This is a genomic window from Nocardia fusca NBRC 14340, from assembly GCF_001618425.1.
GTDB classification, from domain to species: Bacteria; Actinomycetota; Actinomycetes; order Mycobacteriales; family Mycobacteriaceae; genus Nocardia; species Nocardia fusca.
Genome location: NZ_BDCU01000018.1, coordinates 382,862 through 402,553, shown reverse-complemented (window position 1 = coordinate 402,553; position 19,692 = coordinate 382,862). Strand labels below are relative to the sequence as shown.

General features: G+C 69.5%; 1 protein-coding gene. It reads left to right on the top strand.

All coding sequences use genetic code 11. From position 1 onward, the window contains the following. Window positions 1–490: 490 nt before the first annotated feature. Window positions 491–18,676, top strand: a complete 18,186-nt coding sequence (locus NF4_RS11055; RefSeq protein ID WP_232330405.1) for a non-ribosomal peptide synthetase — start codon at window positions 491–493, stop codon at window positions 18,674–18,676. Window positions 18,677–19,692 lie beyond the last annotated feature (1,016 nt).

Here is a 19,692-nt window from a genome sequence, read left to right as displayed (position 1 = left end):
AAGCCACGGCCGAAGGCGATTTGGTGCAGCCTATGAATACCGACGATGTTCGCTTCCTGATCAGCGATCCCGACATCACTCCGAGCCACATCCGTGACCTGCATGTATCCCAACCCAGGGACGGTAACGATGCGTGCACACACAGTGCGGACTCCGAAGACGGCGGGCCCGCCGGGTGGCGGTCGCACAGCCATCCCTCCCGCCGAAGAACGGCGCAATACCTGGTGCCTTCCAGCGGATTTCCGGCAGATACGGCCGACCGGTGGACGAGCCCGGAATTTTATAACCGCCGGGTATAGATCTACGCGCTTTATTTCCTTTCGGGATCGAATTCACGCCCGGTGAGCCCACCGTCCGCCATCGCAGGCAGGGCAAAAGTCTCGATTCGGCGACATAAATTGTTGTTCCAATGAAATCCCCTGCGCATATCAGGAGCAGTGAACCGGCTTTATAGGCCGGTTTCCCCCGATGCCGGGAAAATGGAGGACAGGTGACCCAGTCCAAGCGCAACTTAGACGGCCGGGGCCGATCGGATTCATCGGAGATCGGTTCGTCCACGACAACAGGCCCCTCGGCGTCGGGTAACGGCCCGGGTGCGGTCACGTTCACCGGCCCGCCCCGTCGCGATGTCCTTCCGCTGTCGGCCGCCCAGCGAGGAATCTGGTTCGCACAGCATCTCGCGGGATCGTCGCCGATCTCGGTGGCCCAATACGTCGAGATCGTCGGCGAACTGCAACCCGAGCTGCTCCTGGAGGCCTGCCAGGCCGCCGACCGCGAATTCGGCCCCGGACACCTCCGCCTGATCGAGGTCGACGGCGAACCGCGCCAGTACGTCGACGAGACGGCCGGATCACCGGCCTCGGTGGTGGATCTGCGTCGCCGTACCGACCCGGTCGCGACCGCGCACCGCCTCATGGTCGAGGACTATTCGGCGCCGCTGGACCTGCTCGGCGACTACCTCATGAAGTGCATCGTGTACCAGGTGGGCGACAACCACTACCTGTGGTACCAGCGCGCGCACCATATCGCCCTGGACGGGTTCGCCGCGGTGACGATGCTGCACCGCATCACCGAGCTGTACAACGCGTGGGTGCACGGCGCCGACGCACCCCCGGCCACCGCGAAAGACCTGGGCGAGATCATCGAGCAGGACCTCGCCTACCGGGGATCGGAACGCTTCGACAACGACCGCAAATACTGGACCGAACACCTCGCGGGCGCCCCGCCCGTGGTCAGCCTGGGCGGACGCGTCAGCAAACCCACCATCCACCCCGAACTCGTGAGTGTCTCCCTGCCGGAGGACACCGCGCGCCTGCTGGACAGTGTGGTCACCGAGCGCGGTACCAGCGTCACCCCGATCATCGTCGCGGCGTTCGCCGCCTACCTGGCCCGGATGACCGGAAGCGACGAGGTGCTGCTGAGTCTGCCGGTATCGGGCAGGCATTCGGCGGTGCTGCGCCGTTCGGGTGGCATGGTCGCCAATGTGGTGCCGTTGCGGGTGCGGGTCGCCGACCGCACCGTCGGCGAACTGATCGACACCACCCAGGGCGAACTGACCAGCGCGCTGCGCCGGCAACGCTACCGCCAAGAGGACATCTTCCACGATATGGGGATCGCCCGGGACGAGGCGGCCTCGTTCGGTCCGGCCGTGAACCTCATGATGGTGGACAACGAGATCGTGCTGGGCGAGACGACCGGTCGTCTCCACGTGCTCACCTCCGGCCCGACCGCCGACCTGTTCGTCAACATCTATCCGGGCGCGGGCCGCGACAGCACCCATATCGATTTCCAGGGCAACCCGAACGTCTACAGTGCCGCCGAACTCGCCGGCCACCACCGGCGTTTCCTCATGTTCCTGCACGAGTTCCTCGCCGGCGGAACAGAGAACACGGTCAGCGCGCTACCGCTGCTCGAAGCGCGAGAGCGGGCCGCGCTGCTGCCCGTGCGGGGCCCCCACGGCACCGGCACCCGGCTGCTGCCCGACATCCTGGCCGACACCGCCCGCCGCCACGGTTCCGGCAGCGCGATCGCCACGCCCGGGCACACGGTGACCTACGACGAACTGGACACCAGATCCTCTCGGTTGGCCCGCCATCTCATCACACTGGGAGCCGGACCCGAGACCGCGGTGGCGATCCTGCTGCGACGCTCGGTGGATTCGGTGGTCGCGGCCTGGGCGGTCGCCAAAACGGGTGCCGCCATCGTGCAGATCGACCCCGAGTATCCGCCCGCGCGGATCGAGCACATGGTCACCGACAGCGGCGCCTCCGTGGCGATCACCGTCGGCGACCACACGGACCGGTTGCCACAGCAGGTGCGCCGGCTCGTGCTCGACGATCCCGGCGCCCAGCGCGAATACGAGTCACACGCGACCGATCCGGTCACCGACGCCGACCGGATCCGCCCCCTGCGACCCGCCGACCTCGCCTATCTGACCTACACCTCCGGATCCACCGGGCTCCCGAAAGGCGTGCAGGTCACCCATACCGGCCTGGCGAACCTCATCGCCGACCGCAGCGACACCTACGGTATCGACCCGGCCGCGCGCGTGTCCTACGCTCTCTCACCCAGTTTCGATGCCTCGCAGGAACAGTTCCTCACCTGCTTCGCCTCCGGCGCCACCCTGGTGATCGTGCCGCCGGAGGTCATCGGCGGCGAACCGCTGACCCGGCTGCTCGCCGAACAACGCGTCACACATCTGACGCTGACCCCCGCCGTGCTGGCGACCGTCGACCCCGAGCCGCTCACCGATCTGCGTGTCGTGGTGGTCGGGGGCGACGTGTGCCCGCCGCACGTCATCGAACGATGGACCGGGCCCTGGTCGATGTACAACGAATACGGGCCCACCGAGACCACCATCACCGCCGCCGGAGCGCCCATCGAACCCGATCGTGACCTCACCGTCGGCGGCCCGATCCGCGGCGTCTCCGCCATGGTGCTGGACCGCGCCCTGCAACCGGTCCCCAAGGGCACCGCCGGCGAACTGTATCTGGCCGGGCCGGGTCTGGCGCGCGGGTACAGCCACCGTTTCGGCGAAACCGCGGCCCGTTTCGTCGCCGACCCCTACGGCGACCCGGGGGACCGCATGTATCGCACCGGCGACCTCGCGCGCTGGTCCGGTGACAGCGGCGAGATGACGCTGGAACTGATGGGGCGCAGCGATTTCCAGGTCAAGATCCGCGGCTACCGGATCGAACCGGGGGAGATCGACGCCGCGCTCGCCGGACACGCCGACGTGGACCTGTCGGTCACCGTACCGGTGCGGAACAAGGCCGACGCGACCGTGCTCGCCACCTATGTCGTTCCCGTGCACGGCCGCCGGATCGACACCGTCGAACTGCAGCGTTACGCCCGCGAAACCCTGCCCCCGCATATGGTTCCCGCGGTGATCCTGCCGCTGGACAGCCTGCCGGTGAACGCGTTCGGCAAACTGGACCGCGCAGCGCTACCCGAACCCGATTTCGGGACCGCCCCGGCCGGCCGGGCGCCGGCCACGCCCCGGGAGAACCTGGTGGCCGACCTGTTCGCCGAAGTTCTCGGCGTCGCGCACGCCGGCGCCGACGACAGCTTCTTCGCGCTCGGCGGCGACAGCATCCTGTCGATCCAGCTGGTGGCGCGCGCCAAGGCGGCCGGGTTGAGTTTCTCCACCCAGGATGTGTTCGAGGCCAAAACCGTCGCCGGGCTGGCCGCCGTGGCGACCGACGCCGGAGACGAGCCGCGGCTGGCCGAACTCCCCGGCGGCGGGGTCGGGCCGATGCCGCTGTCGCCGATCATGCACGCCATGCTCGGCCGCGGCCACTACAACCGGTTCGCGCAGGCCACTCTGGTGCAGCTCCCGGACGGCATCGAACACGCCCATCTGGTCCGGGCCCTGCAGGCCGTGCTGGACCGGCACGACATGTTGCGCGCCGTACTGCGCGGCGCCGAATCACTGGACCGGTTCGTCGACGTCCTCGACCGTGGGACGGTCGACGCCGCCACCGCACTGACCACGGTGACCCTGGCCCATCGGGACGCCGCCGAGGTCGACAGTCACCTGCAGGCGGCCGCGGACCGGCTCGACCCCGCCGACGGGGTACTGCTGCAGGCCGTCCGGTTGCAGGACTCCACCGGCCCCGACCTGCTGTGGCTGGTGATCCACCATCTCGCCGTCGACGCGGTGTCCTGGCGTCTCCTGCTCACCGATCTCGCGCAGGCCTGGGCGCAGATCACCGCAGGCGGCGAACCACAGCTCCCGGCGCCCAGCACTTCGGTGCGACGCTGGGCGCACGGACTGATCGAACAGGCGCCCGCCCGGCGCGCGACGGAACTCGGCCTGTGGCGCGGTATCCACGAACTGGGCGACCGCCTGCTCGGGCCACGCCGCCTGGACCCGCAACGCGATGTCGTGGCGACGGCGGGCCGCGTCCGGATCCGGATTCCCGCCGATATCACCGAGGCGGTGCTCACCACCGTCCCGGCCCGCTACCACGGCAACGCCAACGATCCACTGCTGGCGGCGCTGGCGCTGGCGCTGGGTGAGTGGCGGCGCCGGCGCGGTATGGCCGCCGGCGCGGAACTGATCTCGCTGGAAGGGCACGGTCGGGAGGAACAGGCGGTACCGGGCGCCGATCTCAGCGCCACGGTGGGCTGGTTCACCACCCGGTTCCCGATCCGGCTCGAACTGCGCGATATCGACCCGGAGGAGGCGTTCGCCGGCGGAGCGGCCGCGGGACGCGCCGTCGAGCAGGTGAAAGAGCAGCTGCGGGCGGTGCCGGACAACGGCATCGGCTACGGCATGGTGCGCTGCCTCGACCCGCAGGGCAGCACCGAGCTGGGAAGCGCACCGGACCCCCAGATCAGTTTCAACTATCTGGGGCGGGTGGGTGTCCGCGAACATTCGGGGGCGTGGACACCCACCCGTGAGTTCACCTCGTTGACCGCGACGAGCGATCCCCGGATGGCGCTGCCCGCGCTGCTCGATATCAACACGATCGCCGAACCCGGACCCGACGGCCTCGAACTGGACGCCACCTGGGAGTTCGCCGCACAGGTGCTCGACGCCACGGATGTCGACGAACTCGCCGGCCTGTGGGTGCGGGCGCTGCGCGCCCTGGCCGGCCATATCCGCTCCGAATCCGCGGGCGGCTTCACTCCCTCGGATTTCCCGCTGGTCACCGTGACACAGGACGAGATCGACCACTGGCTGCGCGACTATCCGTCGCTGACCGATGTGTGGCCGCTGACCGCACTGCAGGCGGGGTTGCTGTTCCACGCCATCTACGACCGCGACACCACCGACGGTTACACGGTGCAGGCGGCACTCACTTTCGCCGGGGACGTCGACGCGGACCGGATGCAGCGGGCCGCCCAGGCCCTCGTCGACCGCCACGACAGCCTGCGTACCGCCTTCGTCGAAAGCGCCGGCGGACCCCGCCAGCTCGTACTCGGCGACACCCGGGCCGACTGGCAGTACTCCGATCTCGGCGAGCTCCCCGACACCGAGGCCCGCGACCGCGCCTTCCAAGAGCTCGCGGTCGCGGCCACGGCACCGTTCGACCCGGCTCGTCCGCCGCTGCTGCGGTTCCATCTGGTGCGCACCGGCGTCGACGCATACCGGCTGCTGGTCACCAACCATCACCTCGTGCTCGACGGCTGGTCGATGCCGCTGCTGATCCACGAACTGCTCGCGCTGTACGCGTCCGGCGACCAGGCCGCCGAACTCGCCCCGCCGCGCTCCTACCGGGACTACCTGCAGTGGCTGCACGGCCAGGACCGCGACGCGGCGACCCAGGCGTGGCAGCGGATGCTCGCCGGCGTCGAGAGCCCGACACGCGTCACCGGTCGCCCCGGCCGCGCGGTCACCGCGGACAGCGGAGAGACCGGCCGCGCGCTCGACGCCGCGACCACCGCCGCGGTCCTCGACCTCGGCCGCACCCACGGAGTCACCGCCAACACCGCCATCCAGGTCGCATGGGCGCTGCTGCTCACGACCCTCACCGGCCGCTCGGATGTGGTATTCGGCAACACGGTCTCGGAGCGCCCGCCTCATATCCAGGGCGTCGAGTACATGGTCGGACTGTTCATCAACACGCTGCCGGTGCGGGTCCGCACCGACCCGCACGAAACCGTCGCCGACCTGCTCACCCGCGTCCAATCCGAGCAGGCCTCGATGCTGGATCACCGGCACATCGGCTTGGCCGAACTCCAACGGGCCACCGGTATCGCCGACATGTTCGACACGGTGACGGTGCTGGAATCCTATCCGCTGGACCGCGAAGGACTGTCCCGTGATCTCGGTGCCGCCGGACTGCGGCTCGTCGATATCGACGCCCAGGACGCCACCCCGTATCCGCTGAGCCTGCAGGTGACCCCGCCGTCGCGGGACGCCTCCGATACCGAGGAGAACAGCACCTACACGGTGACGTTGCGTTTCGCCACCGACCACTTCGACACCGATACCGCCCGCACCCTGCTCGAACGATTCGAACTGCTGCTGACCCGGCTCGTCACCGACCCCGGTCGCCGGGTCGCGGCCGTATCCGCGGCCCGCGACACCGAACACGCGGAACTGCTCTCGGTCCGCGGCGCGCCACCGGCCGGCGAACGCACCCTGCACGACATCCTGTCGGCCACCGCGCGCCGCCACCCGGACGCGACGGCCGTCCGCTCCGGTGACACCACCCTGACCTACCGCGAACTGGAACAGCGCGCCGACGCTCTGGCCCGCCGGCTCATCGAACGCGGCGCCGCCCCCGAAACATTCGTGGCCCTGGCCGTCCCGCGCTCCGCCGAACTGGCGGTCGCGATATGGGCGGTGGCCCGCACCGGCGCGGCGTTCGTTCCCCTCGACCCCGCCAACCCGCCCGAACGGCTCGCTGAACTGCTGGCCGATTCCCGCAGCGCGCTCGGCGTCACCGTCGAGACGGTCGCACCGCGACTCCCGGCCACGGTGGACTGGCTGATCGCCGACCTCACCCGCACACCCGATTCCGGTATCGAACCGGTCACCCCCGCCGACCTGCATCCCGGCAACGCGGCCTACCTCATCTACACCTCCGGGTCGACAGGTAAGCCGAAAGCGGTGCATATCGCCCACCGGGGCCTGGCCGATGTCGTCGCCGCCCAGGCCGAAGCATTCGCCGCGACCACCGATTCGGTGGTGCTGCAGGTCGCCTCACCGGGCTTCGACGCCTGCGTCTCGGAACTGCTGCTGGCCCACAGCAGCGGCGCCTGCCTGCTGGTGGCACCGCCGGAGGTGTACGGCGGCAGCGATCTCGAAGAACTGCTGCGCGACCGGCGGGTCACCCACGCCATCATCACCCCGTCGGTGCTGGGCACCATGGATCCGGCCGTTCTGCCCGCACTGGGGACGGTCGCGGTCGTCGGCGAAGCCACCGGATCCGACCTGGTGAACCGGTGGGCGCCCGGCCGCCGGCTGATGAACCACTACGGACCGACCGAATGCACCATCTGGGCCACCGGATCCGAGGTGCTGCGCCCCGGCGAACCGGTCACCATCGGCGGCCCGATCCGCGGCGTGACGGCCGCGGTACTCGATATGTGGCTGCGGCCGGTACCGGCCGGAATCGCCGGGGAACTGTATCTCGGCGGATCCGGTCTGGCCCACGGCTATTACGACCGTCCGGACACCACCGCCTCCCGGTTCGTCGCCGACCCGCACTCACCCCACGGCGACCGCATGTACCGCACCGGCGACTCGGTGCGGTGGGTGCGCGGCCGCAGCGGCCCGGAGCTGGAATACCTGGGCCGCAGCGACCAACAGGTCAAGATCCACGGCCTGCGTATCGAGCCCGGTGAGGTCGACGCCCACCTGACCCGGCACCCCGCCGTGGCCCGGGCGGCCACCGTCGCCCAGGACGGTCCGGCCGGAGAACCGGTCCTGGTGTCCTATGTCGTACCCGCTTCCGGAACCACCCTGGATGTGGCGGCCCTGCGCGACGACCTCGGCAGTTCACTCGCCCCCTACATGAACCCCGCCGCGATCGTGGAACTCGACGCGATGCCCCTCACCCCGGTCGGCAAGATCGACCGCAGGGCGCTGCGCGAGCACGCGTTCCGCGCCGAGGAAACACCCGGCCGGCCGCCGTCCACACCCGCCGAACGGGTCGTGGCGCAACTGTTCACCGAAGTCCTGCACCTCGACACCGTCTCCGCCGACAGCAACTTCTTCGCCCTCGGCGGCGACAGCATCGTCTCGATGCGGCTGGTGGCGCTGGCACGCGCGGCCGGGCTGACCCTCACCCCGCGCGAGGTGTTCGAGGGTAAAACCGTCGCCGCCCTCGCCGCGATGGCCCGCCACGACACCGACGCCGTAACCGCCGAGGACCTACCTCGCGGCGCGCACCGTATCGAGGACCGCGCCTACCGGCCGGCGGACTTCCCGCTCGTCACCCTCACCCGATCCGATATCGAGCAGCTGGAGCAGCGCTACGACACCCTGGCCGATGTGTGGCCGCTGTCGCCCATGCAATCCGGGATCCATTTCCACTCCACCTTCGACCCCGACGCCGGGGACAACTACACCGTGCAGACGGTGATCGGCTTCACCGGCAGCGTCGACGGTGAACGCCTGCGGCAGGCCGCGCAGGCGGTGGTCGACCGGCACGACATCCTGCGCGCCGCGTTCGTGGAAACCGCCGCCGGACCGTGCCAGATCGTGCTCGACCACGCCGAAGTCCGGTATCAGGAGGTCGATCTCGCGGTCCGCGGCGACGACCTCACCGCCGAATGGGACCGTATCGCCACCGCCGACGCGGCCGCCGGGTTCGACCTGTCGACCCCGCCGCTGATCCGCTTCACCCTCATCCGCGCCGAATCCGGAGCGTCCCGGCTGCTGATCACCAACCACCATGTGATCCTGGACGGCTGGTCGATGCCGCTGCTGCTCAGAGAACTACTCGACTACTACGGCGCACCCGACCACATCGGCGCCGCCGGCGCCGCCCCCTCCTACCGCGACTACCTGACCTGGCTCACCCGCCAAGACCTCACCGCCTCCAAGGCCGCCTGGGCGCAGGCCTACGCGGACGTGAATTCGCCCACCCGCGTCGCCCGCGGCACCGGACCGACCGACGCCACCGCCGCCGAGGTCACCGCTGAACTACCGGCCGACCGGCTCGCGCGCCTGCGCACCGTGGCCGCCGAAGCCGCCGTCACCGTCAACACGGCCGTCGCCGCCGCGTGGGCGCTGAACCTGCGCACCCTCATCGGCGAAACCGACGTGATCTTCGGTTCCGCGGTCTCCGGACGCCCACCCGAACTTCCCGGCGTCGATCAGACACTGGGCATGTTCCTCAACACGATCCCCGTCCGCGTCCAGCTCGACCCGGCGGCCTCACTGCGGGAACTGCTGACACAGCTGCAGGCCCAGCACGCCCGCATGCTCGACCACCACTACGTCGGGCTCCCCGATATCCACCGCAGCGCCGGCACGACCGAACTGTTCGACACCGCGATCGCCTTCCAATCCTTCCCCGTGGACCGCCCGGCCCTGCAGCAACTCGTCGACTCCGCGGGCCTGCGCGTGGACGAGATCACCGGCGTCGACGCCACCCCGTACCCGCTGAGCCTGGTCGTCGCCCCGCAACAGACCGAGCACGAGACCGGGCAGAGCCTGCACATCACCCTGCGGTTCCTCGACGACGCCTTCGACACCGCGCAGGCACACAGCATCCTCGACCGCTTCGTCGAACTGCTGCACCGTATCGCCCACGACCCCGCCACCCGGCTCGGCGAGCTCGCCCTGCCCGACCAGCAAAACCCGGTCCTGCCCGCCCCCCGCACGAGGCACCTCCCCGGGAGCACCCTCGGCGGCCTGCTCGCCGCCACCGTGGCCGCCGACCCCGACGCCATCGCGGCCACCTCCGGTCCGGTCGCCCTGACCTACCGGCAGCTCGACGCCCGCGCGAACCACCTCGCCCGGCTGCTGCTGCGTCGCGGCGGCCGCCCGGGCACCCTGGTCGCCGCCGCCCTGCCCCGGTCCCTCGACGCGGTCGTCACCGTGTGGGCCGCCACGAAGGCGGGCGCCGCATTCCTGCCGATGGATCCGAACCTGCCCGCCGACCGCATCGAATTCCTGCTGAGCGACTCCGGCGTCACCCTGGGTGTCACCGACGCCGCCTCCCGGCCGCGCCTGCCCGACAATGTCGACTGGCTGATTGTGGACACCGAAACGGCGGCCACCGGCAGCGATCCGGCACTGTCCGCGCCGGTCACCGACGCCGACCGCGGCGGCCCGATTCACCCGGCGTATCCGGCGTACGTGATCTACACCTCCGGGTCCACCGGAACCCCCAAGGGTGTCCTGGTCGCCCACCGCGCCCTCCCAGATGTGGTGGCGGCGCAACGCCGGATACTCGGTGTCGGCCCCGCCTCCACCGTCCTACAGGTCGCCTCACCCAACTTCGACGCCTCGGTGTTCGAACTGCTGATGGCGCACGGCTCCGGCGGCCGGCTGGTCATCGCGCCACCGGACGTCTACGGCGGACCGGAACTGGCCGCCCTGATGCGGCGCGAACACATCACCCACACGCTCCTGACCCCCTCCGCGCTGGCGACCCTCCCACACGACGGCCTCGGCGAGCTGCGGGTACTCTCCAGCGCCGGTGAACCGGTCGGCCCCGAACTGGTCGAGCGGTGGGCACCCGACCGCGCCATGGTCAACCTCTACGGTCCCAGCGAGACCACGATCTGGGCCACCGCGAACGCCGCGCTCGCCCCCGGCGAACCGATCACCATCGGCGGGCCTGTCGGGCCGGTCGCGGCCGTGGTCCTCGACACTTGGCTGCGCCCCGTACCGGCCGGGGTCGCGGGCGAACTGTACCTGTTCGGGGCGGGCCTGGCCGACGCCTATATCGGCCGCGCCGGGCTGAGCGCCTCCCGCTTCGTGGCCTGCCCGTTCGACGAACCCGGCCACCGCATGTACCGCACCGGCGATATCGTGCGCCGCACAGACACCGACGACCTGGAATTCGTGGGACGCAACGATTTCCAGGTCAAGATCCGCGGCAACCGGGTCGAACTGGGCGAGATCGACGCCGTCCTCGGCGCGCGCCCGGATGTGGCGTTCGCGGTGACCGTGCCGCGCAGCACCGAAGACCGGCCGGCAGTGCTGGTGTCCTATGTGGTGCCCGCCCCCGGCCACACCGTCTCCGGTACGGAACTGTCCGCCGCCCTCACCGAAGCCCTACCCGCCTATATGGTGCCCGCCGCGGTCCTCGTTCTCGACGAACTCCCACTGAACTCCAGCGGGAAACTGGACCGTGCCCGGCTCCCGGAACCGGTTTTCGCCGCCCACGAGTATCGGGCGCCGTCGACACCGGTGGAAACCGTGGTCGCCGAAGCCTTCCGCCATGTGCTCGGCATCAACCGGGTGGGCGCCGACGACAACTTCTTCGAACTCGGCGGCGACTCGCTCAGCGCCTCACTGGTCGTGGCGCGCGTCGGAGCCACCCTGAACGTGCGGGTTCCGGTGCGGTCGATGTTCGAAGCACCCACTGTCGCCGGTCTCGCCGCCCACGCGGAAACCCTCACCGGCGGCGACCGGGTACCTCTCACCGCCGGAGTACGCCCCGAGCCCGTCCCGCTGTCGCTGGCACAGCAGCGGATGTGGTTCCTCAACCGCTTCGAACCCGACTCCGCCGCCTACAACATTCCGGTGATGCTGCGGCTGACCGGCGACCTGGACACCGAAGCCCTCGCCACCGCGCTGCGCGACGTCGCCCGACGCCACGAAGTACTGCGCACCATCTACCCCGAGACCGCCGGCGAACCCGAACAGGTGATCCTCGACGAACCCGAGATCACCCTGGAACCCGTACGCGTCGAACCATCCGTGATCCCCGACGTGGTCAGCGAATTCATGAGCCGCGGCTTCGACGTCACCGTGCAGGTGCCGTTGCGCGTCGAACTGTTCGCCCTCGACACCGACGGTCACACCACCGAATACCTGCTGGTCCTGGTGGTGCACCATATCGCCGGCGACGGCCAGTCCATGGGCCCGCTGGCCCGCGACGTCATGCGCGCCTACGCCGCCCGCACCGCCGGGCACCCGCCGCTGTGGGAACCCCTGCCGGTGCAGTACGCCGACTTCGCACTGTGGCAGCGCCGGACCCTGGGCTCCGCGCAGGACCCCGCCTCGCTCATGTCGGCGCAACTGGAGTACTGGCGCACCACACTGGCCGGCGCGCCCGACCGGCTAGACCTCCCGGCCGACCGCCCCCGCCCCGCCGTCGCGTCCATGGCCGGTGGCCGCGTCCCGCTCGATATCGGCGCCGACCTGCACAGCAAACTGAGCGAACTGGCCCGCTCCCGCGGCACCTCCCTGTTCATGGTCATGCACGCCGCCCTGGCGGCCGTACTGGGCCGCCTGAGCGGCAGCGACGACGTGGTCATCGGCACACCCGTCGCCGGCCGCGGCGAACCCGGACTCGACGACCTCGTCGGCATGTTCGTCAACACCCTGGTCCTGCGCACCCCGATCCACCCCGGCGAGCCCTTCGCCGACCTGCTGACGCGCACGAAAGAAACCGACCTGCAGGCCTTCGAACACGCCGACGTACCGTTCGAACGGGTCGTGGAAGAACTGAAACCGGAACGCTCCGCCGACCGGCATCCACTGTTCCAGGTCGCGCTGGCGTTCCAGAACCTGTCGTCGGTCGATGTGGTGCTGCCCGATGTCACCGTGTCCCGCGCCGACGTCGACACCGGCATGTGCCAGTTCGACCTGCAACTCGTCGTCTCCGACAACTACGGCAGAGGCGGCGCGGCGCAGGGCATCTCCGGCATGCTGGTGTTCGCCCGCGACCTGTTCGACGAATCGACCGTCGCCGGGTTCGCGCAGCGACTGGTCCGGGTCCTGGAAGCCGTCGCCGACGATCCGGCGACACCGGTCGGCGATATCGACTGGCTGGACACCGACGAACACACCACGCTCGTCTCCCGTGTCGGACCGCGCCTCGAAGGCGCGCCCGCCCTGCTCCCGGACGCGTTCGCCACCGCCGTCCGCGACAACGGCGACGGTCTGGCCCTCGTCGCCGGCGACACCGCACTCACCTACCGCGAACTCGACATCCGATCGAACCGGCTGGCCCGCGCACTCGTCCGGCACGGCGCCGGACCGGAGAACCCGGTACTCGTCGCCGCCACCCGGTCCGTGACCTCGGTGATCACCTGGTGGGCGGTCGTGAAATCCGGCGCCACCTATGTGCCCGTCGACCCCCGCTACCCGGCGAGCCGCATCGAACAGATGGTGTCCGACTCCGGCGCCGCACTCGGCGTCACGGTCGCGGCGGCGCGCCCCGAACTCCCCGACTCCGTGAACTGGCTCGTTCTCGACGACGACACCGTCGCCGCGCGGATCGACACCCTGTCCGGCGACCCCGTCACCGACGACGACCGGCGCGCACCGCTGCGCGCCACCGACACCGCCTACATCATCTTCACCTCCGGCTCCACCGGTGTACCCAAGGGCGTCGCCGTCGAGCACCGCGCCATCGCCGACTTCCTCGCCGCTCAGCACACCGCCCACCGCACCGGCCACACCTCCCGCATACTGCATTTCGCCTCCCCGTCCTTCGACGCCTCCCTGCTGGAGATCATGCTCGCGACCGGCGGCGCCTCCACCCTCGTCCTGGCCCCGGCCGGAATGTACGGCGGCAGCGAACTCGCCGACCTGCTGCGCACCCAGCACGTCACCCACGCCTTCGTGACACCCGTCGCGCTGGCCTCCGTCGACCCCGCCGGCCTCGACGACCTGCAGGTCGTCATGTCCGGCGGTGAGGAAGTGCCCTCGGATCTGGTGAACCGGTGGGCCGGCACCGACCGCGCCGGCACCCGCGAATTCCGGGTACTGTACGGGCCGACCGAAACCTCGGTCGTGGCCACCGCCGCCCCCCACATGCTCCCCGGCGACCGGGTCCGGATCGGCGCCCCCCGCGCGGGTATGCGCGCCCTCGTCCTGGACTCCCGGCTGCAACCGGTACCGGTCGGAGTACCCGCGGAGCTGTACCTGGCCGGCCCCGGCCTGGCCCGCGGCTACCTGAACAGGACCGCCACCAGCGCCGCCCGGTTCGTCGCCTGCCCCTACGGCGAACCCGGGCAACGCATGTACCGCACCGGCGACGTCGTACGCTGGAACGCCGACCACGACCTCGAATTCGTCGGCCGCAACGACTTCCAGATCAAGGTCCGCGGCTTCCGGGTGGAACTCGGCGAAATCGACGCCGTCCTCAGCGCACGCGAGGACGTATCGTTCGCGGTCACCGTGCCACGCCGCGACGGCGTGGGACCCGTCCTGCTGGTGTCGTATGTGGTGCCCGCACCGGGCGCGGATATCTCCAGCGAAGAACTCGTCACCGCGGCCGCCGCGGCGCTACCGTCCTACATGGTGCCCGCCGCGGTGATGGTGCTCGACACGATACCGCTGTCACCGAACGGGAAACTCGACCGCAAAGCCCTGCCGGCGCCGGTCCTGCAGGCCAGGCAGTTCCGGGCACCGTCCTCACCGGTCGAAGAGATCGTGGCCGGGGTGTACGCCGAAGTACTCGGCACCGACGGCCCCGTCGGCGCCGACGACGACTTCTTCGAACTGGGCGGCAACAGCCTGATCGCCACCCGCGTCGCCGCCCGCATCGGCGCCGCGCTCGACGCGTCCGTGCCCGTCGCGATGATCTTCGAAGCACCCACCGTCGCGAAACTCGCCGCCCGCGCCGAATCGCACGCCGACACCGGCCGTATCGCGCTCACCGCCCAACCCCGCCCCGACCACGTCCCGCTGTCCTACGCACAGCAGCGGATGTGGTTCCTGAACCGGTTCGAACCCGACTCCGCCGCCTACAGCATCCCGATTGTCATCCGGCTCACCGGACAACTCGACATCGACGCCCTGCACGCCGCCGTCGACGACGTCATGACCCGCCACGAAGTACTGCGGACCGTCTACCCGCACCACGACGGCGAACCCGCGCAGGTCGTACTGCCCGCCGCCGACGCTGTACCACCCATGGCCGTCGCCGCCGTCGACCGATCCGAACTGGTGGACCGGCTCTCCACCTTCGTCTCCACGGTGTTCGACCTCACCACCGAGGTCCCGTTCCGGGTACGGCTGTACGAACTCGACCACGACGAGTGGATCCTGGCCGTGGTACTGCACCACATCTCCGGCGACGGATCATCACTGGGCCCGCTCGCCCGTGACATGATGGCCGCCTACTCGGCCCGCCTGCACCAGGAGCCCCCCGCCTGGCCGCCGCTGGCCGTGCAGTACGCCGACTACGCGATCTGGCAGCACACCGTACTGGGCACCGAGCACGACACCGATTCGCTGCTGCGCGCCCAGATCGACTACTGGACCGGGCAGCTCGCCGACCTGCCCGCCCTTCTGGAACTACCCACCGACCGGCCGCGTCCGCCCGCCCCGTCCTACGCGGGCGCCAGCATGCCGATCGAACTCGACGCCGAACTCCACGCGAAACTGGAGCGAGTCGCCCGGGCCCACAACACCACTCTGTTCATGGTCTTCCACGCCGCCCTGGCCGCCACCCTGGCCCGGCTCGCACATACCGACGACATCGCGATCGGCACCCCGTACGCGGGCCGCGGCGAACCCGAACTCGACGACCTCGTCGGCATGTTCGTCAACACCCTCGTCCTGCGCACCCGGCTCACCGCGGGAATGTCGTTCACCCAACTGCTCGAACACGTACGCGGCACCGACCTGGCCGCATTCGGGCACGCCGACGTACCCTTCGAACGGCTCGTCCAGGAACTCAACCCGGTGCGCACCCCCGCACACCACCCACTGTTCCAGGTGATGCTGGCCTTCCAGAACCTCACCACCACCGACTTCGAACTACCGGGACTGTCGGTCTCGGCCGTCGAAGCCGACACCGGAACCTCTTTGTTCGATCTGCAGGTCACCGTCTCCGACACCTACGATGCCTCCGGCGCACCGACCGGTATCAGCGGCGGACTCACCTATGCCACCGACCTGTTCGACAAAGCGACCGCCACCGGCATCGTCGACCGCCTGCTGCGGCTACTCGACGCGATGGCCACCGATCCCACCCAGCCCGTCCACGACGTAGACCTGCTCGACCCCACCGAACGCGACGCCGAACTGATCTGGTGCAACACCACCGCCTACCACCTCAGAAGGGACGAAACACTCGCCTCCGCGTTCACCGCCTCGGTGCGCCGACACGCCGACCTGCCCGCGGTCACCACGGCGGACGAGACACTCACCTACGCGCAGTTCGCGTCCCGCGTCAACCGCCTCGCCCGGCTCTTGATCACGCGTGGCGTCGGCCCCGACACGCTGGTAGCGCTGCGGATGCCGCGCTCGCTGGATCAGGTCACCGCGATGCACGCGGTGCACGCGGCCGGCGGCGGATACGTCCCGATCGACCCGGACCACCCGGCCGAACGTATCGACTACATGCTGGCCACCGCGAACCCCGTCGTCGTACTGTCCACCCTCGACGGGCTCGACCTCTCCGGCTTCGACGACGGGCCCGTCACCGACCGCGAACGCCGCACGCCGCTGCGACCGGAGAACATCGCCTACGTTCTGTTCACCTCCGGCTCCACCGGGCGACCCAAAGGCGTAGCCGTATCGCACCGCGCGGTGCTCAACCAACTGCACTGGATCATCGGAGCCCACTCCCTGAAACCGGAGGATGTGGTGCTGCAGAAGACCCCCGCCACCTTCGACGTCTCGGTGTGGGAACTGTTCGCCACCCTGATGGCCGGGGCGCGAATGATCATCGCGCAACCGTACGGGCACACCGATCCGGCCTACCTCGCCGACACCATCGCCGCCCACCGGGTCACCCTCACCTCCTTCGTGCCCTCCATGCTGGCGGCGTTCGCCGACACGGCCCCCGCCCGATCACTGACCTCGCTGCGGGCGCTGCTCGTGGGTGGTGAGGCATTCGGCCAGGACGTCGTATCCGCCGCCCGCCGGGTGCTGCCCGACACCGAACTACACAACGTGTACGGGCCCACCGAATTCACCCTGCACGCCACCGAACACCTGGTCACCGACACCGACCACGGCAACGTACCCATGGGCACACCGGTCTGGAACGTCCGCGCCTACGTCCTGGACAGCCGGCTGCAACCCGAACCGCCCGGAGTCGCGGGGGATCTGTACCTGGCCGGTGACCAGATCGCCCGCGGCTACCAAGATCGTCCCGGGCTCACCGCGGAGCGGTTCGTCGCCGACCCCTTCACTCCGGGCGAACGGCTCTACCGCACCGGGGACCTGGCGCGCCGCCTCCCCAACGGAGAACTGGAATACCTCGGCCGCACCGACTCCCAGGTGAAACTGCGCGGCCTGCGTATCGAACTCGGCGAGATCGAGGCAGTACTGGCCGAACACGACAGCGTCGCCCGCGCGATCGTGGCGGTGCACACCGCCGCGGCCGGGGACCAGCTCGTCGCCTACCTCGTCCCCACGAACGGCGCCACCCTCGACACCGCCGCGGTCCTCGCCCACGCCGCCACCGAACTGCCCGGCTACATGGTGCCCGGCACCGTCATGGTGCTCGACGCCGTGCCCTACACGGCCTCGGGCAAACTCGACCGCGCGCGCCTGCCCGAACCGGAGTTCGCGGTCGGTGAATACCGGGAACCGGCGTCCTGGCTGGAAAGCGAAGTGGTCCGCGCCTACGGGCAGGTCCTCGGCGTGGACCGTGTCGGGGCGGACGACGATTTCTACGCCCTCGGCGGTAACTCGCTACGGTCGGTGCAGGTGGTCAGCGAGCTGAAGAAGGAACTCGACTACGACGTTCCGGTCAGCTGGATCCTGTCCGATCCGAGCCCGGCCGGTCTGGCCAAACGTATCGAATCGGGGATGCGCTCCGGCCACACACAGACCGACGCGGCCGCCACCTTCGGTTTCGACGTCCTGTTGCCGATCCGGGCCGACGGCGACCGGCCACCGCTGTTCTGTGTCCATCCCGCCTCGGGCCTGGCCTGGAGCTACCGCCCGTTCGCCGAGTACCTGGCGCCCGGCCGGCCGATCTACGGCATCCAGGCACCCCAGATCGGCGGCGAACTGCCCGGGCCGGCCACAATCGAGGAAACCGCCCGCCGGTACTTCGCCGAGATCCGGACGGTCCAGCCGCACGGGCCCTACAATCTGCTCGGCTGGTCGCTGGGCGGTCAGATAGCGCACGCGATCGCCGTCGAGATGCGGGCGGCGGGGGAGCAGGTTGCGCTGCTGGCCCTGCTGGACGCCGAAGCCGCCCACATCGATCCCGCGGAGGTCGTCACGGTCACCGCCGGCGAATTGATCAGCAACCTCGGCCCGGTCCTGGGCATAGATTTCGTGGACCAGGACGCGACCCCGCAGGAGGCGGCCGACCTCATCAGGCGGCACCTCGGCGAAGGTTTCCCGGTCGATGCCGACATGATCCAGCGGATGACCGACGCCTATAACCAGTCCATGCGGGCAGCGAGTATCTGGCGGCCACAGCTTCTCGACGCCGACCTGCTGTATTTCACGGCGACGGTGGACCGCCGTCCCGACGCCGCCGGCTGGGCGGGGTGGGCGCCGGTCGTCGGCGGGCAGATCTCGAATATCGATATCGATGCGGCCCACCTGGCCATGACCGATCCGGCAGCGGTCGAGGAGATCGCCCGGATCCTCGACGAACGGCTCGGCCGGTGACCGCCTAGAAAATACCGACCGTTACGTAAGGGGTCCGCCCCGCCATCGATGGCCCCGGCACCGGGTGGGACCTACACGGGCTCCGGCACTCCGGCCTCACTCATCTTGGCGAGGCCGGCGCCAGCCTGCTGGAGCTGATGGCCAAGTCCCGACACCGGAACGCGGAGAACCTGCGCCGCTACTTCAAGCCGTCGCCCCAGGCGATGCGCGACCTCACAAGTCTCATCGGTCCCGGAGCAGATCGCCGCCGGTGACCTGACCAGCGGCTATGCCATATCCGCCCGAAATTCGGCGATTGCTACAGGAACCCCCTATTGGGCCGCCCGCGGTGATCCGACCCGCAAACAACGCGGCATCTACATCAGTAACCACTGACCACAGCGCCAGCTGGGCGCTACGCCATATCCGTTGATTCTTCGGCGGTGCTCCGGAACCCCGGTAAGTCAAAGTGCCAGACCAAGGCTCGGAAAAGCGAACTGCTCGGCGCGCGGCCGAGTTGCCTGGTTTGATCAGCCGCATGGCCCCGCGCCGTCGACCATGCTCTGTCCGCTGCCGCAGAGTGATGCGGAATGTTGCTCCAAGGCCCGCCGTGAGCCGGAACCGGTTGGGCTACAAGGAGAATTAACAATTCCGGTTGTCGAGCGCCGCCGCTGCCGAGGACGATGACAGTGAGTATGATCAGCCGACGTGGAACCTGATATGTGCGAATGCCTCGGCGTGAGAAGCCGACCAGGCTCGGCGTCAACGCTGATCTCACAGCGTATGAATGTAGGCGTCGTCACGCCATCGGGATCTTCTCGGTTTCCGAAGTGAACTGCGGCCCTGGCCACGGATTCAGGAGCGCGCTCCTGCCGCACTCTAGTCGCGCAGATGTATGGATATGGTCCATACCGTTTGCTGACGTGTCCCTGTGTTGCTCCCGGCCAGCGCAGTCGGTTCCCCGACAACATCAGCATGTTCGTATTCCTGTTACGCATTTGGGAGTTACCCATTGACCACGCCTTTCGAACCACCCT